Below are 24,518 nucleotides of genomic sequence, written 5' to 3' on the forward strand. Positions count from 1 at the left end.
CTCCTCGGTACGGAATGAATGGTTGCGGTGTCAGACGCGGGCGATCACGCCCGTGTCGCTGGAACTGAGCAGCTTGGCCGAGGCCAGCGCCACTTCATAGGGGCTGAGCAGGGTGCGCTGGTCTTCGCCGGCGAAGTTGCTGCGGCGCATGCCGGTGTCGGTGCGGCCGGGCACGATGCAGTTGACGCGGATGCCATCGTCCTTCCACTCGTCCGACAGCGCCTGCGTCAGGTTGACGATGGCCGCCTTGCAGGCCGAATAGGCCGAGTAGTCGGCACGGCCACGGGTGAAAGAGGACGAGGAGAACTGCAGCAGCATGCCGTGCGACTCCTTGAGCGGCGCGTGCGCGCACTGCGCCACATTGAGCGAGCCCAGCAGGTTCACCGACACCTGCTGCGCCACGTCGGCGGGCGACTGCTGTTCCAGCGGGCTCTTGATCAGCAGGCCGGCGGCGTTGACCACGTGGTCGATGCGGCCCCATTCCTTCATCAGGCGCCCGAAGGTGTCCTCGACCTGGTCGTGGTCGGCGATGTCGCAGCCGGTGCGGCGCGAGACGCTGTGCACCGTGCTGCCGGCCTCTTCGAGGATCTGCACGATGGCCTTGCCGATGCCGGCGCTGCCGCCGAACACCACCGAGTGCTTGCCCTTGAGGTCCAGGCCGTTGAGGTTGGGCGCCAGCTGCTGCTGGCGGATGCGAAACAGCTCATCGGCCAGCACCAGGTCCACCGAGTCGGTGATCTTGATGTTCTCGGAGCTGCCCTTGACGATGCGCACCTGGCCCATCGGGTGGCAGGCCATGTAGATGCCGCAGTCGTCGGTGAACTCACCCATCTTCTCGGGGCCGATCTCTTCGTAGCTCTTGACGAGCGCGCCGTAGCGGAAGCCCTGCGGTGTCTGGCCGCGGTAGATGTGGTCGCGCTTGGGGATGCTCTGGATGAAGCCGTCGCGCTCGACGATGATGGTGTCGCTGGTCTTGATGGCCACGTCCACCGCCTCGTGCGACTGCAGCGCGTCGACCACGTCGTGGATGATCTGGTGGCTCAGGAAGGGCCGCGCCGAGTCGTGCAGGATGACGTTCCTCGGCGGGTCGGCGCGCAGGTACTTCAGCGCCGCCCAGGCCGAGGCCTGGCGCGAGGAACCGCCGACGATCACCTCGGCCTTCGTGTCCCGAAACAGCTTGCGCGCCATTTCCAGCGCGTCGGCCGGCACGGTGATCACGATGCGCGCGTCGGGCGCGTAGCTGTGCAGGGCGTCGAAGCTGTGCTCCACGATGGTCTTGCCGGCCACGCGGATGAACTGCTTGGGAATCGGGGAGTCGAGCCGGGTGCCGCTGCCACCGGCCAGCAGGACAAAAGCGAAATCGTTCATCACGCCACCTCTGCAACGGTTCGTTGGTCGTAGGCCGTCTGGAGCAGCTCCAGGATGTGCGGCGACATGCCGCCGGGGTGGTGCTGGTGCTCGGTCATGATCTGGATGACGCGCGAGAGCTTCTCAAGCTTGCCCGCGTTGATCGCCTCCAGCGCGCGGATGCGGCCGACGATCTGGAACACCTTGCCACCGACATCCACGGTCGAGGGCGACTGCAGGTGCGAGATGTAGTCGGGGTCCGACTGGCGCCAGTTGCCGAAGTTCTCGGCCAGGTTGCGCTCGATGTCGTCGGGCACGTAGAACTCGATGCCCAGGAAGCCGGTCTTCTCCAGGCCAAAGGGCGTGAAGGCGAACTTCTGCAGGTAGCCGAATTCGGACTGGACACCCGTCACCAGCTTGCCGCCCTCCTCGTGGTAGACGAAGATGTCGATGCTCACGCCGGTCCCGATGTGGCGCACCGGAACGTGGTACGTCTTGTGGCCATGCAGGCGCCGCAGGTCCATGCCGAAGCGGCCGCTCTGCAGCAGCGCGTTGACCACCTCGTACTGGTCTTCCCAGCCGATGATGCCGACGTCGATGTCCTTGTCGTGCGCCAGCAGACCGCCTTCGCGGTGGAAGCCCAGCAGCGTGCCCGAGACCAGGAAGGCCTTCTTGCCGATGGGCTCCAGCGCGTTCTGCAGGTCCAGCAAGGCCCCGGAGGCCTGCACCGGGTCGAAGATCTTCTTGGGCGGCCCCTTGTCCTGTTTGGGCGCCTGGCCAGCGTGGGCCTCGGTCGCTGGCTGCGGCGTCTGGACCGGACCGCGCGCGCACTGGAGTTCGAGCACCTGGTCCATCCACACCAGGGCCTGGTCCAGGTCGCCCGAGAAGCAGTGCGCGCGCGCCGTATCGAAGGCGGCGTGGATGCGGTGGTCCGCCGAGGTGGCGTGCCGCGCAGCCTCGATGGCGCCCGCGTAGTCGCCCGCCCTGAAGTGGCATTGGCTGATGTACAGCGCCAGACGGCTGCGCACCTTATCGACCGCGGGCAGGCGAGCGATCAGGTGGTCGCGGATGCAGCTGTAGGCGCGGCCCAGGGCGACGGTGTCGGCGGTCTGGGGAATGTGGTTGTGCCGTGCGATGAGCGCCTGGGTGAAGCGCAGCCAGTCCTGCACGCCGGGCTTGCGGCGCACCAGCTCGCGCACGATCTGTTCCAGCAGATCAAAGCGCTGCTGGTCGATGGCCAGTTCGGCGGCGTGGCACCAGTCGTCCAGCGGACCGTGGCCGTTCTTCAGCACGGCGGCATCGACCGCGGTCTTGCGGACCACGGCCTCGGCGATCAGGCGCAGCGGGTGGCGGCCGGGCAGCGCGCCGAGTTCGGCGGTGGGTGCACCGTTCGCGATGGACTGGTACACCGCCAGCCAGGCCTTGAAGCGGAAGGGCTTGGGCAGGTTCTCGGCCGCCAGCGAGGCCAGGAAAACGACGGTGGCGTTCTGGCGCAGCAGGCGGGCAGCGTCCAGCGTCTCCTCGCTCAGCAGCTGCCGGGGCATTTCCTTGACGACCAGGGTCTCCAGCGCGGCGTAGTCCTGGCGCTGGAGCAAGCGCTCGATGCGGACCAGGCGGGGGAATTCGGCTTCGAACATGGGGTTCCTTGGCGTGGGGGACCGGTCGGCTCAGTGCTCGCGCAGCTTGGTGCGCAGGCGGGCAATCGACTGGCTGTGCAGCTGGCAGATGCGCGACTCGGTCACGCCCAGCACGGCCGCGATCTCCTTGAGGTTCATGTCGTGCTCGTAGTACATGGACATGATGTGCTGCTCGCGCTCGGGCAGGTTCTTGATCGCCTCCACCAGGGCCATGCGCATGCGCTGGTCCTGCAGCAGGCTCGAAGGGTCGGCCTCGTCGTCGCCCATGTGGCGGTCCAGGAAGCCTTCTTCGTCGTCGTCGCGGCCGCTGATGTCTTCCAGGTAGACCAGCTGGGTGCCGCGCACCTTGGCCAGCATGTGCTGGTAGTCGGCCAGGCTCATGCCCAGCTCCGCGGCGATCTCGCTCTCCATCGGCGCGCGGTGCAGCTTCTGCTGCAGGCGGTGCACGGCCTGCTCGATGTCCTTCTGGCTCTTGCGCGAGCCGCGGCTCATCCAGTCGCCCTCGCGCAGCTCGTCGAGCATGGCGCCGCGGATGCGCTGGCTGGCAAAGGTCTCGAACTGCACGCCCTGCGAAGGCTCGAAGCGCGCGATGGCTTCGGTCAGGCCGATCATGCCGACCTGGATCAGGTCGTCGACCTCCACGCTCGGCGGCAGCTTGGCGATCATGTGGTGGGCCAGGCGGCGCACCAGCGGGCTGTACTTGCGCAACTGGTCGTCCCGGTTGAGGGTGCCTTTGGCGGTGTACATGTCGTTCAACTCCAGAGTGAGGGCATCGCGCCCACAGGGGACGGTCCGGTGGCGGCAAACCGGTTGTCGCGCAGACCGTGGAAGGTGTCCGGCCGCTGGGGCCGGGTCAGGGCGTGTTCCTGCGCGCAGGCGGCCCACACGGGCTCGCTCCAGCGCTCCAGGTCCAGGCCGAGGTGCCGGTCCGCGCAGTCACAGACCGTGGCCAGCACGGTGTCCAGCGACTGCTCGGGGTCGGCGCTGGTCACGGGCGCGAGCACCGGGCGGGCGCCGGCCATGTGCAGCAGCTTGACCGCGCCGTAGGCGTCGATGGCCGCCTGGGAATGGGGCAGCACCGGCACCACCACGCGCGCCTGCAGCTCGCTGCACAGCGGCGAGAGCTCGTGGGCAGGGGCGAAGAACAGCAGCAGGGTGCCGCTGGTGAAGGGGGCCAGCAGGCGCGAGAGAGCCACCGTCCCGCCGGCGGTCAGCGCGGTGCGCTGCAGCGCGCGCAGGCCCTGGGCCGCGGGCATCACCAGCCACTCGTGACCGTCGGCCGGATGGCCCAGACCGCAGATCGCGGAGTCGTTCAGGGCGTGCAGCAGGCCCAGGTGGTGGCCGTCACCGCTGCGGCGTTCGGCGGCTTCGGTGGCGGTGCCGTCCAGGATCACCGGCAGTCGGCCCTGGGCCTTGAGCTGCGCCGACAGGTGGCACAGCAGCTCGTAGGCACTGGCGGGCTGGGCCGGGCTGGCCACCGCCAGCAGGGCCGGGCCCTCGCGCAGCGGGTGGGCGCGCAGGCCGGCGGCCTGGTCGCAACCGGCTTCAAACATGGCCAGCCCCCAGCTGGATGCCGCGCGAGGAGGCCTGGGAGAAGTAGAAGCCCATGTCGGTGGCGACCGGGTCGTAGGCCGACTTGCCCTCGGTGCCCATGGCCACCCGCACCAGCGTGGCTGCGTCGGGGTTCTGCCAGTCTTCGGGCACGCGCTGGCCGTTGGCCACACCGCGCAGCACCACCTGGTGGCGCACCAGGGCGTCGATGGCGGGGCCGAGCTTGACGGCCTCGTCGACCTTGGAGAGCACCACACCGTGCAGCCCGCTGGACTTGAACGAGGTCAGCACATCGTCCAGCGTGTCGCCGTGGGAGCCGGCGTTGAGCACCAGCACCCTCTTGACCGAGGGCATGTCCAGCACGTCCAGCATCTCCTGGATGCGCTGGTCGCGCTGGCCCAGGCCGGCGGTGTCGATGATGACCATGCGCTTGCTCGACAGCAGGTCCAGCAGGTCCTTGAGCGCGGCGCGGTCGTGCGCCAGGTGGGCGACGACGCCGAGCATGCGGCCGTAGGCGCGCAGCTGTTCGTAGCCCGAGACGCGGTAGGTGTCCAGGGTGATCAGGCCGACGCTGGCGGCGCCGTGCTGGCGCACGCACTGGGCGGCGAGCTTGGCGGCGGTGGTGGTCTTGCCGACGCCGGTGGCGCCGATCAGGGCGACCACACCGCCCTCGTCGCACAGGCCGCTGCCCGGGGTGGCGGTGCGCAGGTTGCGGGTCAGCGTGTCCATCACCCAGCGAACGGCCTGGCTGGCACCGGTGTCCGCCGGCATGCGTTCGAGCACGGCGCGGGCGATGGCGGGCGAGTAGCCGGCGCGGATCAGCTTGAGCATCATCGTGGACTGGATCGGGTTCTGCTTGGAGGAACCGAGCCAGGCCAGGGTGTTGAAGCGCTCCTCGATCATGTCCTTGAGCGCCGAGAGTTCCACCGCCATGCGGCCTTCGCTGGCGGAGGCGGCGCGCGGGTCCAGGGCCTCGCTGTCGGACCAGGCCGGGGCCGGTGCGGCGGGACGGGTGCGGATCGGGGCCGGCTCGGGCGATGCCATCGGGGCCGGCGGCATGGCCAGGCGGACCGGTGCGGGGCGCTCGACCGGGGCCTGTGCGCGGGCGGAGGCGCGGGGCGCGGCGGTCTCGCGGGCGGGCGGTGCGTTGTCCTCGGCGCCCTCGCCTTCCATGGCGGCGCGGCGCTTGCGCAGCATGCGCTCACGCACGTACTCCTGGAACGAGAGCGTGCTCATGGCCATCTGCTCGGTGTCTTCCTGCACCGAGTCGCGGAAGGCGGGCGGATCGGCGCGGCGGGTGCGGATGGTCGGCATGCGCTCCTCGGCGCGGCTGGCCAGCGAGCTGGGCTGCTGGGCCACGGGCGCCAGGGTTTCCTCGGCGGCGGCCATCACTTCAAACCCCCCGTCGGTGGCGCGGCTGGAGAGGATGACGGCGCTGTCGCCAAAGGCCTGACGGGCCTTGGCCATGGCTTCGCGCGAGGTCGGGGCGGTGAATCGTTGGATGTTCATGCTGCAAGCTCCCCAAGAATCGGGCCGATACGGATAAGGTGGGTTTCAGGAATCTCGCTGTGGGCGAGCACCTGCAGGCGCGGCGCGGCGCGGCGCAGCAGGCGGGCCATCGCGGTGCGGATGGCATCGGGCACCAGCAGGCAGGCAGGCACGCCCCGCTCTTCCTGCCGGTTGGCGATTTCGGCGGCGGACTTCGAGAGCGTCTCGGCCACACCGGGGTCCAGCGCGCCGGCGCCGTTGCCGGTCAGGGCCTGCATAAGCAGGCGCTCCAGGCCGGGTTCGATCGCAATGACCTCAAGTTCCTTGACCGAACCGCCGTAAATCTGCTGGACGATGGCCGGCGACAGCGCGGTGCGCACACGGCGGGCCAGCTCGACCGGGTCGGAGGTGCTGCCGGCGTGTTCGGCCAGGGATTCGATGATGGTGCGGATGTCGCGCACGTGCACCGACTCTTCCAGCAGCAGCTGCAGCACTTTCTGGAAGGTGGCGACGGGGACCATTTTCGGCACGACCTCTTCGATCAGTTTCGGGGCCAGGCGGGTCACGTGTTCGACCAGGTCCTGGGTCTCTGTCCGGCTCAGCAACTTGGCGGCCTGGACTTGCATCAAGTGTGAAAGATGGGTCGCCAGCACGGTCTCGGAATCAACCACCGTAAAACCGGCCATTTGCGCGTTCTCTTTCTGCTTCTCGTCGATCCAGTGCGCGGGCAGGCCAAAAGCAGGGTCCTTGGTGGGGGTGCCGATCAGCGGTGTGCCCACGCCGCCCGGGTCGATGGCCAGGAACATGCCGGGGAAGACCTCGCCCTCGCCCACCACCACGCCGCGCAGGGTGATGCGGTAGCCGCTGGGCCGCAGCTCGAGGTTGTCGCGCACGTGCACGGCCGGCGGCAGGAAGCCCACCTCCTGTGCGAACTTCTTGCGCACACCCTTGATGCGGGTGAGCAGGTCGCCCTGGCGGTTCTTGTCGACCATGGCGATCAGGCGGTAGCCCAGCTCCAGGCCCAGCAGGTCGACCGGCTGCAGGTCGTCCCAGGTGGCCTCGCCGTCGCTGGGCGGCGCGGCCGGCTGCTCGGGGGCCTTGGGCTTGCGCTCTTCCTGCAGGCGCCACCAGGCCAGGCCACCGATGGCCGCGGCGAAGGCCAGAAACACCAGGTGCGGCATGCCGGGGATGACGCCCAGCAGGAACAGCACGCCGGCGGTGATGCCCAGCACGCGCGAGGACATGAACATCTGGTCGACGATCTGCACGCCCAGGTCCTGTTCCTTGCCCACGCGCGAGACCACCATGGCGGCGGCCACCGAGATCAGCAGGCCCGGGATCTGCGCCACCAGCGCGTCACCGACGGCCAGCAGGATGTAGCTGTCGGCGGCCTCGCCGGCCGACAGGCCGTGCTGGACCATGCCGATGATCAGGCCGCCGATGATGTTGATGAACAGGATCAGGATGCCGGCGATGGCGTCGCCGCGCACGAACTTGGAGGCACCGTCCATGGAGCCGAAGAACTCGGCCTCTTCGCCCACTTCGGCGCGGCGGCGCTTGGCTTCCTGCTCGTTGATCAGGCCGGCGCCCAGGTCGGCGTCGATGGCCATCTGCTTGCCGGGCATGGCGTCCAGGGTGAAGCGGGCCGAGACCTCGGCAATGCGCTCCGAGCCCTTGGTGATCACCACGAAGTTGATCACCACCAGGATGGCGAACACGATGAAACCGACCGCGAAGTTGCCGCCGATCAGGAAGTGGCCGAAGGCCTCGATCACCGCACCCGCGGCGCCTGGGCCGGTGTGGCCTTCCATCAGCACCACGCGGGTGGAGGCCACGTTCAGCGACAGGCGCAGCAGCGTGGTCAGCAGCAGCACGGTGGGGAAGACCGAGAAGTCCAGCGGCGCGCGCATGTAGGCCGCCACCATCATCACCACCAGCGCGATCGCGATGTTCAGGGTGAAGAAGGTGTCCAGCACCCAGGGCGCCAGCGGCAGCACCATCATGGCCAGCACCAGCACCACCAGCAGCGGCGCGGCCATTCCCTGGGCCAGCGCGGCGTGGCGGCCGAACCATTGCTGCAGGAATTTCAGTTGGGCGTTCATTCAGCGGCTCCCGGGGTCGGCGTGGGTTTCCAGTGCGGATCGAGTTCGGGCGGCACCTGCGGATCGGGCGCGGCGCCGGGCATGGCGCCACGACCGGCCAGCGCGGCCTTGAGCTGGTAGACATAGGCCAGCACCTGGGCCACCGCGGTGTAGAGGGCGGAAGGGATTTCCTGGTCGAGCTCGGCGTGGGCGTAGAGCGCACGCGCCAGCATGGGCGACTGCAGCACCGGCACCTTGTGTTCCTTGGCCACGTCGCGGATGCGCAGGGCCAGCAGGTCGGCACCCTTGGCGATCACGCGCGGCGCGCTCATGGTGGCGTCGTCGTACTGGATGGCCACGGCGTAGTGGGTCGGGTTCATCACCACCAGGTCGGCCTTGGGCACGGCACCGATGCTGATGCGGTGCGCCAGCTCGCGCTGGCGGCGGCGGCGCTGGCCCTTGACGTGCGGGTCGCCTTCGTTCTGCTTGTGTTCCTGCTTGACCTCCTCGCGCGACATGCGCAGGCGCTGGGCGTGCAGGAACTTCTGCATCGGGAAGTCGATGAGCGCGAACAGCATCACCACCCCCAGCAGGATGCCCACGCCGGTGCGCATCCACAGCGCCAGCTGTCCCAGCCCGCCTTCCAGCGGCTGCATCAGCAGGCTGGCGAAACCAGCGATGTGAGAAGAGAGGAACTTCCAGCCGACGAAGCCGACGATGGCGGTCATCACCGCCAGCTTGACGGTCTCGAACAGCTGCTGTTTGGAGAACATGCGCCCCAGCCCGGCGAGGGGACTGAGCCGGGTCAGGTCCGGGGCCATGGTGTGGGTGGTGATGGTCCAGCTGCCCGAGGCGAAGGCGGCGAACACGGCCAGCGCCAGGGTGGCCAGACCCAGGGGCATGAACACCACCAGACCCAGGCCCAGGCTGGCGTGCAGGCGTTCGATCAGCAGCTGGGGCTGCAGCAGCGCGCTGTGGTCAAAGCGCAGCTGCGAGGCCAGTGAGGTCTGCAGATGCGCAAACCCCATCGGCAGCAGCAGCATCAGCAGCACCGCGCCACCGCCCAGCACTGCGAGGTTGGACAGCTCCTTCGAACGCGGCAGCTGGCCCTCTTCGCGCGCCTTCTTCAGGCGGTGCGCAGTGGCCGGCAGGTTCTTGTCTTGGGAGGAGGACATCGGTCTGACTCAGGAAAACTTGAGTCAGATTGTGGAAGTCGGCCCCCGAAATGAAGGCGAGAAAAGGCGGGCACGAGGCCCGCTTTTCCCGAAGCGAAATGCCCGGATCTAGAAACCGAGACTGGCGAGCAGATCGTCCACGTCCTTCTGGTCGGCCACCACGTCGGTGCGGCCTTCGGTGTCGACCACCGGCCCTTCCAGGGCGTTCATGTCGTAGGCCTTGTCCTGGCCCGGGGCGCCGGTGGGCGCCGACTGCAGCAGCAGGGCCAGCAGCTGTTCCTCGATGGTGGCGGCCAGCTGCACCACCCGGTTGATCACCTGGCCGGTGAGGTCGTGGAAGTCCTGCGCCATCATGATCTCGGTCAGGCGCGAATTGCTCTTCTCGCTGAGCTCGACCACGTCCTTCGCCCAGTTCAGCAGCTCGGGCATGGCCTTGGCCAGACCCGGCACCGCGGCGATGGTGGAGGTCAGCTGGCGACCGCGCTCGGTGATGAGCTCCTGCTCGGGCTTGGCACCGTCCACGTGGTTGAGCACCTTCTCGGCCGCCTCACCGGTGAGGCGTGCGATGTAGGAGAGCCGGCTCTGCGCGTCGGGCAGCTGGTCGACCGTGCCCTTGAGTTTGTCGGCGTACCCCAGTTCCTTCAGGGCGTCGTGCAGCTGGCGCGTGATGGAGCCCAGTTGCTGGAACATTTCTGGATTGCCCGGGCTGTTGCTCTTTGACATGTGAACTCCCGCTGGGCTCAGAGGCCGAGTTTCTTGAAGATGTTGGCGAGCTTGTCTTCCAGCGTGGCCTTGGTGAACGGCTTGACGATGTAGCCTGCTGCGCCGCCCTGTGCGGCCATCACGATGTCTTCCTTGCGCGCCTCGGCCGTCACCATCAGGACCGGCAGGTGCTTGAGCGCCTCGTCCTTCTTGATCTCGGCCAGCAGCTGGAAGCCGTTCATGTTGGGCATGTTGATGTCGCTGACGACAAAGTTGAAGTTGCCGTTCTTGAGCTTGTTGAGCGCGATCACCCCGTCTTCCGCCTCATCGGCGTCGGCGTGACCGATCTCCTTGAGCAGGTTGCGCACGATGCGGCGCATGGTGGAGAAGTCGTCAACGATCAGGAATTTCATCGGGGTGGACATGGTGGGGTCTCCTGTCAGGAAACAGTGGCGGTTAGCGGGGCTTGACAGGCCCAGCCTCTTCTCGGGGTTTCGGCACTTCTGCCAGTTTCTGAAGATCGGGCAGGCCCATCGGCAGCTTGCGCACCGGCTCAACGGGCGATTCGACCTGGGGAACGGCCGTTTCTGCGCCGGCTTGCGGTGCCGGCATGGCCCCGGCAGCGGGCTCGGCGGGTTGGGTGGGCCCGGCGGGCACCTCGGGCGGGCGCAGCGCCGTGCCGTCGCCGGTGGGCGCCATGCGCTCCTCGGCCTCGCGGGTCATGACCAGGATGCTGATGCGCCGGTTCATCGGCGCGTCGGGCTGGTTCGCGTCCAGCAGCCGGCTGGAGGCCAGGCCCTCGACGCGCGCCAGCTTGTTGTCGGGCAGGCCGCCGGCCACCAGTTCGCGGCGCGAGGCGTTGGCGCGGTCGGACGAGAGCTCCCAGTTGCTGTAGCCGCGGTCGCCGCTGCCGTAGGGCGTGGCGTCGGTGTGGCCCGAGAGCGCAAGCCGGTTCTCCATGTCGCCGATGGCCCCGCCGATCTCGCGCAGGATCTGGCGCATATAGGGTTTGACCATCGCGCTGCCGACGTCGAACATGGGGCGGTTCTGGTCGTCGACGATCTGGATCTGCAAGCCGTCGGCGGTCTTCTCCATCCGGATCTGCGACTTGAACTCGGACAGCGCCGGGTTGCTTTCGATCAGATCGTTGAGCTTGACCTGCAGCGCGTCGATGCGCGCGGCGTCCCTGCGCGCGAGCTCGGCCCGCGCCATCTGCGCACCCATGAGCTTGGCCGCGCGTTCGGCGTCGCCGGTGTCGACCTGGCCTTGCCGGCGCGAGAGGTCCTGTCCGCCACCGGGCAGCACGGAGTCGCTGTTGCCGGTGCCGTTGCCCCCCATCAGCGTGACCTTGACCGGGTTGGAGAAATAGTCGGCGATGCCCTTGAGGTCGCCCGACGAGGTCGAGCCCAGCAGCCACATGAGCAGGAAGAAGGCCATCATGGCCGTCACGAAGTCGGCGTAGGCGATCTTCCACGCGCCGCCGTGCGCCGCATGCCCGCCCTTCTTGACGCGCTTGACGATGATGGGCTGGAGCTTCTTGCCGTCGGCCATCACTTCTTCCCTTTGACGTGGCCTTCCAGCTCGGAGAAGCTCGGGCGCACATCGGAGAACAGCACCTTGCGGCCAAACTCGATGGCGGTGGAGGGCGCGTAGCCCTGCATCGAGGCCAGCAGCGTGGTCTTGATGCAGAGGAATTCCTTGGACGCCTCTTCGGTCTTCTGTTCCAGCAGGCCACCCAGCGGTTCGAACACACCGTAGGCCAGCAGGATGCCCAGGAAGGTGCCGACCAGGGCCGATCCGATCATGCCGCCCAGCACCGCCGGCGGCTGGCCCACCGAGCCCATGGTGTTCACCACGCCGAGCACGGCGGCCACGATGCCGAACGCCGGCAGCGCGCCGGCCAGGCGGCCGATAGCCGCCACCGGGGCGTGTGCCTCCTGGTGGTGGGTCTCGATCTCGGCGTCCATCAGCGACTCGATCTCGTGGGCGTTGAGGTTGCCCGAGACCATCATGCGCAGGTAGTCGGTGATGAACTCCACCACGTGGTGGTCGGCCGAGATCACGGGGTACTTCTTGAACAGCGCCGACTGCTCGGGGTTCTCCACGTCCTGCTCGATGGCCATCAGGCCTTCCTTGCGCGCCTTCTGCAGGATGTCGAACTGCAGCGCCAGCAGCTCCATGTAGCGCGCCTTGGTGAAGCGGCTGCCCTTGAAGCACTGGCCGAATCCTGCGAGCGTGGCCTTGACCACCTTCATCTGGTTGTTGATGAGGAAGGCGCCAATGGCGGCGCCGAAGATGGTGGTCATCTCGAACGGCAGCGCCTTGAGGATCACGCCGATGTTGCCGCCGTGAAAGATGTAGACCCCGAAGATGCAGGCCATCGATATCAGGAAGCCGACGATGACAAACATGAAGTGAACCTTGAGTTGAAACGGAACCCGGAGCGCAATGCCCCAACGACTGTCTTTCCTATCGGTCCAACTCTAGGGGTGATTGAGGTCCGCCAGAAACGCAAAAAGGACCCTCGCAAGGGTCCTTTTCAGGGTTTGAACGGAGCAGGCGTTCAGTGCAGACGGAGGCCGCCGCTGGCGCTGCCCTTGCCGGCGCGGGCCGGCGGCTCACACAGGCCGCAGACGAAGCTCTTGGCGTTCTCGTAGGGCTCGGTGACGAAGTGGCCACCGCAGCAGGAGCACTTGGTCAGGGTCAGCATGCCGCTGTCGACGAACTTCACCAGGCGCCAGGCGCGGGTCACGGACAGCAGGGGCTCGATGGAGCTGGCGGTCATCTGTTCGCTGTACAGGCGGAAGGCCTTGATCACGGTGTCGATCTCTTCCAGCTCGCTGGTCTTGGAGAGGTACTCGTGGATGTTCAGGAACAGCGAGGCGTGGATGTTGGGCTGCCAGGTCAGGAACCAGTCGGTCGAGAAAGGCAGCTGACCCTTGGACGGGCTCTTGCCGGCCACTTCCTTGTACAGGCGCAGCAGGCGCTCATACGACAGGCTGGTTTCGTACTCCAGCACCTGCAGGCGGGCACCGAGCTGGATCAGGGCCACGGCACGGGCGATGTCGCGCGACTCGTTGAGGATGCTTTTTGCGGTGGCCATGGTGCGTGCTCCGTGCGGGGGTGGTGATCAGTGGGCCGTCGTGGTCATCGACTCGGCGAACTTGCCGGCCATCAGGATCGACGCGTGCAGCTGGGTCGTGGTGGCGTTGTCGACCTTCTTCACGTTGCGGCTGGTCAGCAGGTTCCACACCAGGTCGTCGTCCACACGGAAGCGGCACAGCAGCATGTTGGTCGAAGCGATCTTGAGCAGCTGGGCGGTCGAGAGCATGCCCAGCAGGTCGGCGGCCTCTTCGGTCAGACCCAGGCGGAACAGCGCTTCGGCGCGGTCCTTGCGGATCAGGTTCTGGGCCAGCATCAGGTAGGTCAGGTTGGCTTCGCGGATTTCGGCCAAGAGTTGTTCGCTGTCCATGGTGTTTCTCCTTCAGATCGGTCGGCGGTGCTGGCGGGTTGCTACATCTGCTGACTTGATGTGAGTAATTGTGTCGGGCCGTAAAAAATCTTGAATCGGGAAACGGCTGTTCGCACTGTCGGCGCGCACCCGACACCGTGTCAGATTTTTTCCTACAACCAAGGTACTCATCCGGGTGTCCACCGAGCACCCGACGGCGCGCACCCCTGTGGGCGGGGTGGCGGCACTAAGACCGGAACAGGGACGTGCATCCCTTGCTTATTTCACCGATCCGGTATAGGGCGGGGCTAAAGAATATGTCAGGGCCACCGAAAAGCATCTCAACGAACTTCTAAAAGGTTCGTCGTCCGGCAAGCAACGCGGCGAGACGGTCACCGGCCCGAGGGCCAACCGGCTTGCAGCGACGAGCACCGGTCATGGCGGTCCGTCGAAAGACGGACGTTGAGATTGGCAGCGATGCCGGATTACTTTGTCCAACTTTAGGAGTTAACGATGAGCACCATCAACACCAACGTACAGTCCCTCAATGCACAACGCAACCTGGCCCAGTCCACTGGCTCTCTGTCCACCTCGATGCAGCGCCTGTCTTCCGGCCTGCGTGTGAACACGGCCAAGGACGACGCCGCCGGCCTGGCCATTGCCGAGCGCATGAACGCGCAGGTCAAGGGCATGAACGTCGCGATCCGCAACGCCAACGACGGCATCTCCCTGGCGCAGACCGCTGAAGGCGCACTGGGCCGCGTCGGCGACGCGCTGCAGCGCATGCGCGAACTGGCCGTGCAGTCGGCCAACGGTTCGAACTCCGACGACGACCGCGCCAACCTCGACGAGGAATACCAGGAACTGGCACTGGAAGTGACCCGCGTGCTGGACGGCACCAAGTTCAACGGCACCAACCTGCTGAACACCTCGGCCTCCCTGACCTTCCAGGTCGGCGCCGACAACGTGACCACCGACCAGATCGACATCGACACGACCGATCTGACCGCCGGCTCGGGCGTGACGGCCGTCGTGGCCGGCGCCATCGCCACCAGCTCGGGTGCCCTGGCCGCCATGGACGACCTGGACGCCGCCATCGACGAGATCACGACCGCCCGCGCCACCTACGGTGCCAAGCAGAACCGCTTCGACTCGGTGATCGCCAACCTGCAGGTCGCGTCCGAGAACCTGGCTGCGTCCCGTGGTCGCATCGTGGACGCGAACTTCGCGGTGGAAACCTCGAACCTGTCGCGCGGCCAGATCCTGCAACAGGCCGGCACCGCCATGGTGGCCCAGGCCAACCAGCTGCCCCAGGGCGTGCTGTCCCTGCTGCGCTGATTCACGACACCGTTTCGTCACACCTTCGGGTGTGGCGACCGGCGACGGCGGCACCCCGGTGCCCCGTCGCGTCGTCTTTCGGGGCATGCACCGATCGCATGCAGCCCGCGTGCGATGGGTACATCCCGTCGGGGATGACAAGGAGCGCCCATGGCCACCATCTCGTCACCAGGCATCGCCAGCGGCCTGGACATCCAGAGCATCGTCTCGCAACTCGTCGCCCTGGAAAAGGCGCCCCTGACCCAGCTGAAGTCGCAGGCCTCCTCCCTGCAGACCAAGCTCTCGACCATGGGCACCATCAAGTCCCAGGTGTCGGCGCTCGGCGATGCCGCGGCCAAACTGTCCAAGGACACAGGCTGGAATGGGGTCAAGGCCACCTCGTCCAACCCGTCCGCCATCGGCGTGACGGTCAAGGCCGGCGCGCCCGCCACCTCGATCACCATGGAGGTGCAGAACCTGGCCAAGGCCCAGTCCACCGCCTCCGCCGCCGTGACCACGGGCACCGCCATGGGCACCGGCAGCATGACCATCGAACTCGGCCAGTGGAGCGGCAGCAGCTTCACCGCCGGCAGCGGCACACCGGTCACCATCGACATCGAAGCAGGTGACGACTCCTTGTCGGACATCGCCGCCAAGATCAACGAGTCCGACGCCGGCGTGAGCGCCACCGTGCTGCGCGACGCCTCGGGCGAGCGCCTGCTGGTGCGCTCCAAGGCCACGGGTGAAGAGAACGCCTTCCGCATCACGGTCGCCGACGACGACGGCGACGACACCGACGCCACCGGCCTCTCGCGCCTGGCCTTCAGCGTCGGCAATGCCAACGGCATGTCGCGCTCGCAGAGCGCCGAGAACGCGCAGGCCACCATCAACGGTGTGCCCGTCACCTCGGCCAGCAACACGCTCAGCGGCACCCTCACGGGCATGACGATCCAGCTCAGCCAGGAGACCACGGCGCCGGTGAACATCGATGTGACCAACGACACCGAGGCCATCCGCAGCAACGTCAAGGCCTTTGTCGATGCGTACAACACGCTCAACACGACGCTGACCAGCGCCCTGCGCTACGACGAGGCCACCAAGATCGCTGGCCCCTTGCAAGGCGACGCCACCACGGTGGGCCTGCAGAACGCCCTGCGCGGCATGATGCGATCGGTGTCCGCCAGCACGCCCTACAGCCGCCTCTCCGACGTCGGCATCGCGCTGAAGTCCGGCGGCAAGCTGGAGATCGACGCGACCAAGATGGACGCCGCGATGGAAAACCTGGACGACCTCAAGGCCCTGTTCACGTCCACCAGCAGCGACCCCACGGCGACCGGCTTCGGCTGGAAGATCAAGAAGTTCGCGGAGGGCCTCATCGACGCCGACGGCACGGTTTCCAACAAGACCGATGCCCTGAAGGCCTCGATCAAGCGCAACTCCCTGGACCAGGACCGCGTCAACGAAAAAGCCGCGCGCTCCGAGAAGCGCCTGCTGGCCCAGTACAACGCCATGGACGCTGCCGTGGGCTCGCTCAATGGCCTGAGCGCTTTCGTCAGCCAGCAGATCATCATGTGGAACAAGAGCTGACGCAAATGAACACTTCCGTGACTACAGTCCCTCTCGCGGATGCCGATAAAAAAAGGCATCAGCAACAAGGAACCGACACCATGTTCACTTCTGCCAGCCACCGCGCCGCCTCTGCCTACAAACGCGTTGCCGCCGAAACCAGCGTGCAGGGCGCCGACCCTCACACCCTGGTGGGTCTGCTGTTCGACGCACTGCTGCAGTCGATCTCCGAAGCCCGCGGCGCCATGGTGCGCGGCGACATCGCCGCCAAGGGTGCCGCGCTCGGCAAGGCCGTGCGCATCCTGGAGGAAGGACTCAAGGCCGGCCTGAACCTGCGCGAAGGGGGCGAGATCGCCGCCAACCTGCGCGATCTCTATGCCTACAGCACGCTGCGGCTGACCCAGGGCAACCTGCGCAACGATCCCGCGGCGCTGGAAGAGGTGAGCAAGCTCATCGAGCCCGTGGCGGCGTCGTGGAAGCTCATCGGGGGCCCGGGCCCCGCCTACCTGCAGCCCGTTGCGGGCCGTGGAGCCTGATCATGGAGCACAGCTTGCTGGACTACTACAAAGCCATCGAATCCGCCAGCCAGCGCATGCTGGAGGCCGCCCGCGTGGAAGACTGGGACCAGATCGTGCATCTGGAGGGCACCTGCGCAGTGCTGATCGCCCAGCTGCGCCACAAGTCGCGCAACATGAAGCTGGCGCCCGACGAGCGCAAGGAAAAGGCCAAGATCATGCAGCGCATCCTGCGCGCCGACGCCGAGATCCGCTGCCTGGCCGAACCCTGGCTGGGCGACCTCGAACAGCTGATGGACGCCAAGCAGGTGCACTGAACAAAGCCCGCCACGCGGGCTTTGTTCAAACAGACATATTCATGATGTCGGTGTAGGCCTGGACCATGCGGTTGCGCACATGCATGGTGGCCTGAAAGCCGATCTGGGCCTTCTGCATTGCGAGCATGGTCTCTTCCAGGCTCACGTTGGGGTTGCCCTTCTGCACTTCGTTCTGCAGCTGGGAGGCCTCGTTCTGGGCCTTGCTCACCGATTGAAGGGCGGTCTTGAAGTTGTCGGCAAAGCCGCTGCCGACACCGCCCACGCCGGCCGACGCGCCACCGCGCGCAGCCGCAGGGCGGCCGATGCCGTTGACGGCCTGGCTGTTCAGGGCATTGATTCGCAGGTCCATGGCGGTGTCCTTTCACTCTGACGGGTGCTGGACTCGATGCTAGTGAGAGGCCCCCTTCCGCGCGCCGGGAATAGGGGGTCAAAGGCGGCCTTTTTCATGGCTATGCCGGGGTGAGCGGGACCGGATACTCGGTCGCAACAGGGGAGATTCCCCCACTTGCCGACCCACTTCGAAGCCCCCGCCATGAGCACTGCCGTCGCCGAAATGGACCTTGCACCCGAGAACCGCAACGCGCTGAGCGCCGGACTCTCACGTCTGGACCGCGCGCAGAAGATCAAGATGGGCCTGGGCGCCTTCGGCCTGCTGGCGATCGCCATCGCCCTGTTCTTCATGGGCCGCCAGCCCGACTGGAAGGTGCTCTACAACAACCTGGGCGACAAGGACGGCGGGGCCATCATCGCGCAGCTGACGACGATGAACGTGCCCTACAAGTACACCGAGGGCGGCGGCGCCATCATGGTGCCGGCCGACAAGGTGCACGACACCCGCCTGCGCCTGGCCTCCCAGGGCCTGCCCAAGGGTTCGGTCAGCGGTTTCGAGCTGATGGAGGCCAACCGCTTCGGCATGACCCAGTTCCAGGAGCGCCTGACCTTCCAGCGCGGCCTCGAAGGCGAGCTCACCCGCTCGATCCAGTCGCTCTCCTCGGTGCAGGCCGCGCGCGTGCACCTGGCCCTGCCGAACCAGAACGGCTTCTTCCGTGAACAGCAGAAGCCCAGCGCCTCGGTGCTGCTGACCCTGCACCCCGGCCACACGCTGGACAAGGCGCAGATCGCCGGCATCGTGCACCTGGTCGCCTCCAGCGTGCCCGAACTCAACCCCAAGGCCGTCAGCGTCGTCGACGACGCCGGCACCCTGCTCTCGGCCACGCCCGACGGCATGGCCCAGGGCGCCGACACCCAGAAGCTGCAGTACACCCAGCAAATGGAGCAGCTCTACACCCGCCGCATCCTGGACATGATCGAGCCCCTGGTGGGCGCCGGCAACGTCAAGGCCCAGGTCAGCGCCGACATCGACTTCTCGCAGGCCGAGTCCACCTCCGAGCAGCACCGGCCCAACCAGGGCGGTGAGCCCGGCGCGGTGCGCAGCCAGCAGCTCGTCGAGGACGGCACCCCCGCCCAGGCCCAGCCCGCGGGCGTGCCCGGTGCCACCACCAACCAGCCCCCGGCCACCGGCACCGCCCCCATCAACGGCGCCGCCGCACCGCTGGGCGTGGCCAGCAACGCCGACAAGGCCGGCACGATGCGCAAGGAATCGGTCATCAACTACGAGATCGACAAGACCGTTCGTACCGTGCGCGAGGCCAGCGGCACCGTCAAGCGCCTGACCGCAGCCGTGGTGGTGAACCACCGCAGCGTCACCGACAAGACGGGCAAGGTCGTCACCACCGCCATCCCGCCCGAACAGCTGGAGCAGATGACCGCCCTGGTGCGCGAGACCATCGGCTTCAACAAGGATCGGGGCGACTCGGTCAACGTGGTCAACGCCGTGTTCAACGTGCCCGCGCCGGTCGAGGAAGTGCCCGTGGCCTGGTGGAAGCAGCCCGAGAACATGGAACTGGCCCGCAGCCTGGCCTGGCCGGTCGGCGCCCTGGGCGTGGCCCTGCTGATCCTCATGGGCATGGTGCGCCCGGGCATGAAGATGATGCGCCAGCCCGTGGTCACCAAGACCGAGGAAAAGGCCAAGGTGCAGCAGCTCGACGCCGTGCTCGACGAGGCGCCCGAGCGCCCGGGCCTGCCGATGCCGGAGGAAAACCAGCGCCTAGTCGACGCCAAGCGGCTGGCGCTGGAGAACCCGATGGCGGTGGCGAACATCGTCAAGAGCTGGGTCAACGGCGAAGCGCCCGCGTAAGCGAGCCAAGGAAAGACGATCATGGAAGAACAGGGAATCCAGGACGCCGCGATCTTCCTCATGACGCTGGGCGAGGAAGAGGCGGCCGAGGTCTTCAAGCACCTGAGCCCCAAGGAAGTGCAGAAGCTGGGCGAGGCCATCGCCAAGACCCGCGCCGTGTCCCACGAGCGGGTCGAGCAGGTGATGCAGAAGTTCACCTCCGTGGCCTCCTCGCAGAGCCTGCTGGTGTCCGACACCGACAACTACGTGCGTTCGGTGCTGCGCCGCGCCCTGGGCGACGACAAGGCCGCACTGCTGATCGACCGCATCCTGCAGGGCGGCGATGTATCGGGCATCGAGAGCCTGAAGTGGATGGACCCGCTCTCCATCGCCGAACTGCTGCGCAACGAGCATCCGCAGATCGTCGCAGCCATCCTGGTGCACCTCGAATCGGACCAGACCGCCGACGTGCTGAAGAACTTCACCGAGCGCACCCGCAACGACGTGATGCTGCGCATCGCCACGCTCGAAGGCATCCAGCCCACCGCGCTCAAGGACCTCAACGAGGTGCTCTACAAGGTGCTGGCTGGTGGCGACAAGATCCGCAAGACCTCGATGGGCGGCGTCAAGACCGCGGCCGAGATCATCAACATGATGGGCAACCAGATCGAGACCTCGGTGATCGAGTCGATCCGCAACTTCGACGCCGATCTGGCCCAGAAGATCATGGACAAGATGTTCACCTTCGAAGACCTGCTCAAACTCGACGGCAAGTCGATCCAGCTGGTGCTCAAGGAAGTGGCGTCCGAGTCGCTGGTGATCGCGCTCAAGGGTGCTTCCACGGAGCTGCGCGAACTGGTCTTCGCCAACATGTCGACGCGTGCCGCCGAAGGCCTGCGCGACGACCTCGAATCGCGCGGACCGGTCCGCCTGTCCGAGGTGGAAGCCCAGCAGAAAGAGATCCTGAAGATAGTCCGGCGCCTGTCCGAAGAAGGACAGATCGCGATCGGCGGAGGCGACGATGAAGGCTTCGTCTAAGCCCAGCGCGCACACCCGCTTCATCCCGCGGGAGGAAATCGACGGCGTTTCGGCCTGGCACTTCTCGTCCATGGACGGCAGCGACACGCTGCCGGTCTCGGCGGTGGCGGTGGCGGCCGAGTCCGAACCCGACAGGGCCCTGGAGGAAGCGCTGCACGAGGCCCGCCAGCAGGCCTATGCCGACGGCTTCGCCCACGGCCACGACACCGGCAGCAAAGAGGTGCGCGACGCGCTTGAAGCCGCGATGCGCCGCACCATCGAAGAGACCGGCGTGCGCATGGGCCAGATGCTGCACGGCATGGCCGAACAGCTGATCGCCGCCGAGCAGAAGATCGGCCGCCAGATCCTGGACCTGGCCTGCGACGTCGCGCGCCAGGTCGTGCGGCAGGAGCTGCAGGGCAACACCGGCCACCTGCGCGCCGTGATCGGCGAGGCGCTGGAGCAGATCGTCGAGGACGGCCTGCCCGCCACCGTGCGCATGCACCCCGACGACCTCGCGCTGATGCGCGGTGCGCTGGTGGAGACCCTTGGAGAGAACGCCCCCGATTTCGTGGCGGACGTGACCATCACCCCCGGCGGCTGCCTGCTGCAGACCCCGGGCGCGACGGTGGACGCCACCATCGAGAAGCGCTGGTCACGGGCCCTGGGCAACCTGGGCATGGACGAACCCTGGAACCCGGAGGCGGGCGATGTCTGAACCCGACGGCCGCTGGGCCCAGTACATGGACGACCTGCGCATCGGCGCCAACGTGCACACCCCGCTGGAGGTGCGCGGCACGCTGACCCGCCTGGCCGGTCTGGTGCTTGAGGCCGTGGGCCTGCGCGTGCCGGTCGGTTCGCAGTGCCTGATCGCCAATGGCAAACGCGAACCCGTGCTGGCCGAGGTGGTGGGCTTTGCCGGCAACCGCGCCTTCCTGATGCCCGCGGGCGACACCCGCGGCCTGGCCAGCGGCGCCAGCGTGACCCCGCTGGCACCCTACCGCCCGGTCCCGCGCATGGGCCAGGTCAACAAGCCGCCATCGGCCGGCGACCGCGGGCTGCTGCGCCTGCCGCTGGGCCGGGGCCTGCTGGGCCGCGTGGTCGACTCGCACGGCAACCCGATGGACCACATGGGGCCGATCACCGAGGTCGACATCGAGCCCATGAACCAGGCGCCGCTGAACGCGATGGACCGCGACCCGGTGCGCGAATCGCTGGACACCGGCGTGCGCGCCATCAACGCCCTGCTCACCGTCGGCCGCGGCCAGCGCCTGGGCCTGTTCGCCGGCTCCGGCGTCGGCAAGTCGGTGCTGCTGGGCATGATGGCCCGCTACACCAAGGCCGACGTGATCGTGGTGGGCCTGATCGGCGAGCGTGGCCGCGAGGTGAAGGAATTCATCGAGGACATCCTGGGCGAGGACGGCCGCAAGCGCTCCGTCGTCGTCGCCGCGCCGGCCGACGCGCCGCCGCTGGTGCGCATGCAGGGCGCCGCCTACGCCACCGCGATTGCCGAGCGCTTCCGCGACGACGGCCTGCACGTGCTGCTGCTGATGGATTCGCTCACCCGCTACGCGATGGCGCAGCGCGAGATCGCGCTGGCCATCGGCGAGCCGCCGGCCACCAAGGGCTACCCGCCGTCCTGCTTTGCCAAGCTGCCGCAGCTGGTGGAGCGCAGCGGCAACGGCCTCAACGGCGTGGGCTCGATCACCGCCTTCTACACCGTGCTGTCCGAAGGCGACGACCAGCAGGACCCGATCGCCGACGCGGCGCGCGCCATCCTGGACGGCCACATCGTGCTCTCGCGCGCGCTGGCCGAGTCGGGCCACTACCCCGCCATCGACGTCGAGGCCTCGGCCTCGCGCGTGATGCACAGCGTGGCCAGCCCGCAGCACCTGGAGCTGGCGCGCAAGTTCCGCAACTACTACTCGCGCTACATGAAGAGCCGCGACCTGATCCAGCTGGGTGCCTACGCCGCCGGCAGCGACCCGGAGACGGACCGCGCCATCGTGCTCTACCCAGCGCTGCAGCGCTTCCTGATGCAGGACATGCGCGAGGCCGCGACCATGGAACACAGCCTGCAGCAGCTGGCTGTGGCGCTGCAGGAAGACAAGCCCGCCCGCGACGGCCGCGGTGCGCGCGGGCACGCCAACCACAACCTGTATGAAGGAACCCACGCATGAGCAACCTGCAGACACTGCACAAGGTGGTGGACCTGGCCACCCGGCGCCGCGACGACGCGCTCACCGCGCTCGGCCAAGCCCAGCGTGAACTGCAGGCGGCGCAGGCCCAGATGAACCAGCTGCGCAACTACGCCGACGAGGCGCTGCAGCGCTGGGCGCAGCGCAGCACCACGGGCGGCGTGGACGCCAACCTGCTGCACCACCACCGCCAGTTCATGGAGAAGATCACCCACGCCATCGAGTTCCAGCAGGCCGTGCAGCGCAGCCGGGAGGAGGTGGTCGAACGCGTCCAGGCCCAGGTGTATGCCGCCGAGCGCGATGTCGCCGGCCTGCGCAAGTACGCCGAGCGCAAGCAGCAGGCGATCGAACACCGCGCCATGCGCCAGGAACAGAAGGCCACCGACGAGATGGCGCTGACCATCCACCTGCGCCAGGCCCTGTCGGCCGCCCACGGAGCCCGTTCATGAGCAGCACCGCCCCCTCCGCCTCGCACAGCCCGTCCACAGGCCAGACCCAGGCGGCCCATGCCGCCGCCCGCAACGGCGCCCAGGGTGCCCGCAAACCCGGCGGCCAGGAGACCGGCGCCGACCTGTTCGCCAACCTGCTGTCGCTGCTGAGCGCCAGCGACGCGCTGCCCGCAGACGGCGGCGTGCCGGGCGAGCTGATGCAGGACACGGCCGAGACCCCGCCCGCAGCGGACGGGTCTGGCGAAGCCCAGCTGGAGGCCATGATGGCCTGGGCCGCCCTGCCCTCCGCAAGCGTCCCCGGCGCACCGGGCGCACCAGGTGCAGCGGGCGCAGCGGGCGCCGCGGCTGCAGCAGACACCCTGGCCAGCGGCACCGCGCCCGGCCAGCGCGTTCTGACGGGCCCCGCCCCGGACGCAGGAACGCCCCTCCAGGCGGCGGCGAGCGAGGCCGCGCCCGCAGACACGCTGCAGGGCCTGCAGGTGCTCGACCAACCCGAGGCGCTGGACGAACAGACCCAGGCCCAGCTCTCGGCCGCCAACGCCAGCCCCCCGGCCGCAGGCAACAGCGCCCCGGCGCCAGCCGCCGCCAGGCCGGCGGCCTGGCGCAGCACCGCGCAGATGGCGGGCACCAGCGCGCTCCAGCAGTGGCACCACACCCAGGCCCAGTCGGGCCCGGCCGCCGAGCGCGCTGCGGTGCGGATCGACACCGGACCATCGCTGCCGCTGCACAGCACGGTGGCGCTTGACCAGCGCTTTGCGCAGACCATCAACGACGAGACCACGCCCGACACCCCGCTGGCGGCCGCGGCGCTGCCCAGCGCGGTGCCCATGGCCGGCGGCGCCGACCACACCGGCCAGCCGGGCACCGGCGGCGAGGCGGGCGCCGACAGCGGCGACCCCACCGACACCCGCGACGGGCTGCGCAGCGACGCACGCGACGAGACCTACGAAGAGACGCTGGCACAGGCCGATGCCGAGGCCGAAGAGCGCCTGGACAGCTTCGCCTCACCGCACCTGCGCCAGGCCAGCCTGCGCATCGGCGAGGACGGCGAGAACGCCATCGACGTGCGGCTTTCGCTCACCGGCCAGGAGCTGGACCTGAGCTTCCGCACCGACAGCGCCGAGGCGCGCGCCGAGCTGCGCCAGAACGCCGAGGGCACGCTGGCCGACCTGCTGCAGCGCGGCGGCATCCAGCTGGGCGACGTGAACGTCAGCGACCAGCGCGGCCAGCAGGGACAGGGCGGCCCGTCCGCGTCACCCGTCCGTCCCGGCGCGCCATCGGCCCGCGCCGACACCGCGGCGGCACCGGCCGGCAGCGCCTTGCCAGCCACGCCACGGCCCCGCAGCGACGGCAACCGGCCGCTGGACCTGTTCGTCTGAGAACGCCAACCCGGCCGCGCGGAGCCGGCGAATAGCGGGGTTTTCCGGCGCTATTCAGGGCTACGCCCGGGGGGGGTGGCTCCAATAATTCCTCCACAGCCCGCCGATCCTTTCGGCGGGCACCGCCCCCCACGGGGCGCCCTTCCGGAGGA

At 68.0% G+C, this 24,518-nt stretch carries 24 protein-coding genes; 10 read left to right on the top strand and 14 right to left on the bottom strand.

Annotated features, from left to right (window positions below; all coding sequences use genetic code 11):
* Positions 1 to 30 precede the first annotated feature (30 nt).
* The 13 genes from HFL01S_RS18245 to flhD form a co-directional block, all read right to left on the bottom strand.
* A complete protein-coding gene (locus HFL01S_RS18245; protein ID WP_066261172.1) occupies positions 31 to 1,368 on the bottom strand; it encodes a bifunctional cytidylyltransferase/SDR family oxidoreductase in 1,338 nt (445 codons plus the stop codon).
* Positions 1,368 to 2,984 carry a LicD family protein gene (locus HFL01S_RS18250; protein WP_066261175.1) on the bottom strand — a complete coding sequence of 539 codons (1,617 nt, stop codon included), beginning with the start codon at positions 2,982 to 2,984 and terminating at the stop codon, positions 1,368 to 1,370. Before HFL01S_RS18250 ends, HFL01S_RS18245 begins: the two co-directional genes overlap by 1 nt.
* A gap of 30 nt (positions 2,985 to 3,014) precedes the next feature.
* Positions 3,015 to 3,731, bottom strand: a complete 717-nt coding sequence (locus HFL01S_RS18255) for an RNA polymerase sigma factor FliA (RefSeq protein WP_066261177.1) — start codon at positions 3,729 to 3,731, stop codon at positions 3,015 to 3,017.
* Between the two features lie 5 nt (positions 3,732 to 3,736).
* Positions 3,737 to 4,537, bottom strand: coding sequence for a hypothetical protein (locus tag HFL01S_RS18260; protein ID WP_066261179.1), 801 nt, complete (start codon positions 4,535 to 4,537; stop codon positions 3,737 to 3,739).
* Positions 4,530 to 6,044 carry a flagellar biosynthesis GTPase FlhF gene (gene flhF, locus HFL01S_RS18265; protein ID WP_066261180.1) on the bottom strand — a complete coding sequence of 505 codons (1,515 nt, stop codon included), beginning with the start codon at positions 6,042 to 6,044 and terminating at the stop codon, positions 4,530 to 4,532. Before flhF ends, HFL01S_RS18260 begins: the two co-directional genes overlap by 8 nt.
* Positions 6,041 to 8,125 (bottom strand): flagellar biosynthesis protein FlhA, encoded by a 2,085-nt coding sequence (gene flhA, locus HFL01S_RS18270; protein ID WP_066261181.1) that lies wholly within the window; start codon positions 8,123 to 8,125, stop codon positions 6,041 to 6,043. The genes flhF and flhA overlap by 4 nt, the downstream gene beginning before the upstream one ends.
* Positions 8,122 to 9,279, bottom strand: coding sequence for an EscU/YscU/HrcU family type III secretion system export apparatus switch protein (locus tag HFL01S_RS18275; protein WP_066261182.1), 1,158 nt, complete (start codon positions 9,277 to 9,279; stop codon positions 8,122 to 8,124). Before HFL01S_RS18275 ends, flhA begins: the two co-directional genes overlap by 4 nt.
* A gap of 108 nt (positions 9,280 to 9,387) precedes the next feature.
* The gene (locus HFL01S_RS18280; RefSeq protein WP_066261186.1) at positions 9,388 to 10,002 is read right to left on the bottom strand and encodes a protein phosphatase CheZ; all 615 of its coding nucleotides are present in this window, start codon (positions 10,000 to 10,002) and stop codon (positions 9,388 to 9,390) included.
* Between the two features lie 17 nt (positions 10,003 to 10,019).
* A complete protein-coding gene (cheY, locus tag HFL01S_RS18285; RefSeq protein ID WP_066261192.1) occupies positions 10,020 to 10,406 on the bottom strand; it encodes a chemotaxis response regulator CheY in 387 nt (128 codons plus the stop codon).
* 31 nt (positions 10,407 to 10,437) lie between these two features.
* Positions 10,438 to 11,532, bottom strand: a complete 1,095-nt coding sequence (gene motB / locus HFL01S_RS18290) for a flagellar motor protein MotB (RefSeq protein ID WP_084383476.1) — start codon at positions 11,530 to 11,532, stop codon at positions 10,438 to 10,440.
* Positions 11,532 to 12,392 carry a flagellar motor stator protein MotA gene (gene motA, locus HFL01S_RS18295; RefSeq protein WP_066261194.1) on the bottom strand — a complete coding sequence of 287 codons (861 nt, stop codon included), beginning with the start codon at positions 12,390 to 12,392 and terminating at the stop codon, positions 11,532 to 11,534. Before motA ends, motB begins: the two co-directional genes overlap by 1 nt.
* 152 nt (positions 12,393 to 12,544) lie before the next feature.
* On the bottom strand, positions 12,545 to 13,084 hold the full coding sequence (gene flhC / locus HFL01S_RS18300) for a flagellar transcriptional regulator FlhC (RefSeq protein WP_066261196.1): 540 nt from the start codon (positions 13,082 to 13,084) through the stop codon (positions 12,545 to 12,547).
* 27 nt (positions 13,085 to 13,111) lie between these two features.
* Complete coding sequence (gene flhD, locus HFL01S_RS18305) at positions 13,112 to 13,453, bottom strand: flagellar transcriptional regulator FlhD (protein ID WP_066261198.1); 342 nt, start codon at positions 13,451 to 13,453, stop codon at positions 13,112 to 13,114.
* 492 nt (positions 13,454 to 13,945) lie between these two features.
* Between flhD and HFL01S_RS18310 the strand changes: the two genes are divergently transcribed.
* From HFL01S_RS18310 to HFL01S_RS18325, 4 genes are all read left to right on the top strand, one after another.
* Positions 13,946 to 14,770, top strand: a complete 825-nt coding sequence (locus HFL01S_RS18310; RefSeq protein ID WP_066261199.1) for a flagellin N-terminal helical domain-containing protein — start codon at positions 13,946 to 13,948, stop codon at positions 14,768 to 14,770.
* Positions 14,771 to 14,920: 150 nt separating this feature from the next.
* Positions 14,921 to 16,336, top strand: coding sequence for a flagellar filament capping protein FliD (fliD, locus tag HFL01S_RS18315; RefSeq protein WP_066261200.1), 1,416 nt, complete (start codon positions 14,921 to 14,923; stop codon positions 16,334 to 16,336).
* An 80-nt stretch (positions 16,337 to 16,416) separates the two neighbouring features.
* Positions 16,417 to 16,851 carry a flagellar export chaperone FliS gene (gene fliS / locus HFL01S_RS18320; protein WP_066261202.1) on the top strand — a complete coding sequence of 145 codons (435 nt, stop codon included), beginning with the start codon at positions 16,417 to 16,419 and terminating at the stop codon, positions 16,849 to 16,851.
* Between the two features lie 2 nt (positions 16,852 to 16,853).
* On the top strand, positions 16,854 to 17,147 hold the full coding sequence (locus HFL01S_RS18325) for a flagellar protein FliT (protein WP_066261203.1): 294 nt from the start codon (positions 16,854 to 16,856) through the stop codon (positions 17,145 to 17,147).
* A 25-nt stretch (positions 17,148 to 17,172) separates the two neighbouring features.
* Here HFL01S_RS18325 and fliE read toward each other — a convergent pair whose 3' ends face one another.
* Positions 17,173 to 17,496, bottom strand: coding sequence for a flagellar hook-basal body complex protein FliE (fliE, locus tag HFL01S_RS18330; protein ID WP_066261204.1), 324 nt, complete (start codon positions 17,494 to 17,496; stop codon positions 17,173 to 17,175).
* 183 nt (positions 17,497 to 17,679) lie between these two features.
* Between fliE and fliF the strand changes: the two genes are divergently transcribed.
* From fliF to fliK, 6 genes are read left to right on the top strand one after another with little or no spacing between them, the layout of a single operon-like run.
* Positions 17,680 to 19,344 carry a flagellar basal-body MS-ring/collar protein FliF gene (fliF, locus tag HFL01S_RS18335; protein ID WP_066261277.1) on the top strand — a complete coding sequence of 555 codons (1,665 nt, stop codon included), beginning with the start codon at positions 17,680 to 17,682 and terminating at the stop codon, positions 19,342 to 19,344.
* Positions 19,345 to 19,365: 21 nt separating this feature from the next.
* Positions 19,366 to 20,361: a flagellar motor switch protein FliG gene (fliG, locus tag HFL01S_RS18340; protein ID WP_066261206.1), complete on the top strand. Its 996-nt coding sequence runs from the start codon at positions 19,366 to 19,368 to the stop codon at positions 20,359 to 20,361.
* A complete protein-coding gene (locus tag HFL01S_RS18345; protein WP_066261207.1) occupies positions 20,345 to 21,058 on the top strand; it encodes a FliH/SctL family protein in 714 nt (237 codons plus the stop codon). Before fliG ends, HFL01S_RS18345 begins: the two co-directional genes overlap by 17 nt.
* Positions 21,051 to 22,520, top strand: coding sequence for a flagellar protein export ATPase FliI (gene fliI, locus HFL01S_RS18350; RefSeq protein ID WP_084383477.1), 1,470 nt, complete (start codon positions 21,051 to 21,053; stop codon positions 22,518 to 22,520). Before HFL01S_RS18345 ends, fliI begins: the two co-directional genes overlap by 8 nt.
* Positions 22,517 to 22,987, top strand: coding sequence for a flagellar export protein FliJ (fliJ, locus tag HFL01S_RS18355; RefSeq protein ID WP_066261208.1), 471 nt, complete (start codon positions 22,517 to 22,519; stop codon positions 22,985 to 22,987). The genes fliI and fliJ overlap by 4 nt, the downstream gene beginning before the upstream one ends.
* Entirely contained in the window at positions 22,984 to 24,366 is a 1,383-nt protein-coding gene (gene fliK / locus HFL01S_RS18360) for a flagellar hook-length control protein FliK (protein ID WP_066261209.1), read from the top strand. Before fliJ ends, fliK begins: the two co-directional genes overlap by 4 nt.
* Positions 24,367 to 24,518: the final 152 nt, after the last annotated feature.

Source organism: Hydrogenophaga flava NBRC 102514 (assembly GCF_001571145.1).
GTDB lineage: Bacteria > Pseudomonadota > Gammaproteobacteria > Burkholderiales > Burkholderiaceae_C > Hydrogenophaga > Hydrogenophaga flava.

Excerpts from the sequence above, each read along its gene's own strand:
- flhA (WP_066261181.1), bottom strand. The coding sequence starts at position 8,125 with ATGAACGCCCAACTGAAATTCCTGCAGCAATGGTTCGGCCGCCACGCC.
- motA (WP_066261194.1), bottom strand. The coding sequence starts at position 12,392 with ATGTTTGTCATCGTCGGCTTCCTGATATCGATGGCCTGCATCTTCGGG.
- HFL01S_RS18245 (WP_066261172.1), bottom strand. The coding sequence starts at position 1,368 with ATGAACGATTTCGCTTTTGTCCTGCTGGCCGGTGGCAGCGGCACCCGG.
- HFL01S_RS18345 (WP_066261207.1), top strand. The coding sequence starts at position 20,345 with ATGAAGGCTTCGTCTAAGCCCAGCGCGCACACCCGCTTCATCCCGCGG.
- flhD (WP_066261198.1), bottom strand. The coding sequence starts at position 13,453 with ATGGACAGCGAACAACTCTTGGCCGAAATCCGCGAAGCCAACCTGACC.
- motB (WP_084383476.1), bottom strand. The coding sequence starts at position 11,532 with ATGGCCGACGGCAAGAAGCTCCAGCCCATCATCGTCAAGCGCGTCAAG.
- fliS (WP_066261202.1), top strand. The coding sequence starts at position 16,417 with ATGTTCACTTCTGCCAGCCACCGCGCCGCCTCTGCCTACAAACGCGTT.
- flhF (WP_066261180.1), bottom strand. The coding sequence starts at position 6,044 with ATGAACATCCAACGATTCACCGCCCCGACCTCGCGCGAAGCCATGGCC.
- flhC (WP_066261196.1), bottom strand. The coding sequence starts at position 13,084 with ATGGCCACCGCAAAAAGCATCCTCAACGAGTCGCGCGACATCGCCCGT.
- HFL01S_RS18325 (WP_066261203.1), top strand. The coding sequence starts at position 16,854 with ATGGAGCACAGCTTGCTGGACTACTACAAAGCCATCGAATCCGCCAGC.
- cheY (WP_066261192.1), bottom strand. The coding sequence starts at position 10,406 with ATGTCCACCCCGATGAAATTCCTGATCGTTGACGACTTCTCCACCATG.
- HFL01S_RS18310 (WP_066261199.1), top strand. The coding sequence starts at position 13,946 with ATGAGCACCATCAACACCAACGTACAGTCCCTCAATGCACAACGCAAC.
- fliD (WP_066261200.1), top strand. The coding sequence starts at position 14,921 with ATGGCCACCATCTCGTCACCAGGCATCGCCAGCGGCCTGGACATCCAG.
- fliG (WP_066261206.1), top strand. The coding sequence starts at position 19,366 with ATGGAAGAACAGGGAATCCAGGACGCCGCGATCTTCCTCATGACGCTG.
- fliF (WP_066261277.1), top strand. The coding sequence starts at position 17,680 with ATGAGCACTGCCGTCGCCGAAATGGACCTTGCACCCGAGAACCGCAAC.
- fliI (WP_084383477.1), top strand. The coding sequence starts at position 21,051 with ATGTCTGAACCCGACGGCCGCTGGGCCCAGTACATGGACGACCTGCGC.
- HFL01S_RS18250 (WP_066261175.1), bottom strand. The coding sequence starts at position 2,984 with ATGTTCGAAGCCGAATTCCCCCGCCTGGTCCGCATCGAGCGCTTGCTC.
- HFL01S_RS18275 (WP_066261182.1), bottom strand. The coding sequence starts at position 9,279 with ATGTCCTCCTCCCAAGACAAGAACCTGCCGGCCACTGCGCACCGCCTG.
- HFL01S_RS18255 (WP_066261177.1), bottom strand. The coding sequence starts at position 3,731 with ATGTACACCGCCAAAGGCACCCTCAACCGGGACGACCAGTTGCGCAAG.
- HFL01S_RS18260 (WP_066261179.1), bottom strand. The coding sequence starts at position 4,537 with ATGTTTGAAGCCGGTTGCGACCAGGCCGCCGGCCTGCGCGCCCACCCG.
- fliK (WP_066261209.1), top strand. The coding sequence starts at position 22,984 with ATGAGCAGCACCGCCCCCTCCGCCTCGCACAGCCCGTCCACAGGCCAG.
- fliE (WP_066261204.1), bottom strand. The coding sequence starts at position 17,496 with ATGGACCTGCGAATCAATGCCCTGAACAGCCAGGCCGTCAACGGCATC.
- HFL01S_RS18280 (WP_066261186.1), bottom strand. The coding sequence starts at position 10,002 with ATGTCAAAGAGCAACAGCCCGGGCAATCCAGAAATGTTCCAGCAACTG.
- fliJ (WP_066261208.1), top strand. The coding sequence starts at position 22,517 with ATGAGCAACCTGCAGACACTGCACAAGGTGGTGGACCTGGCCACCCGG.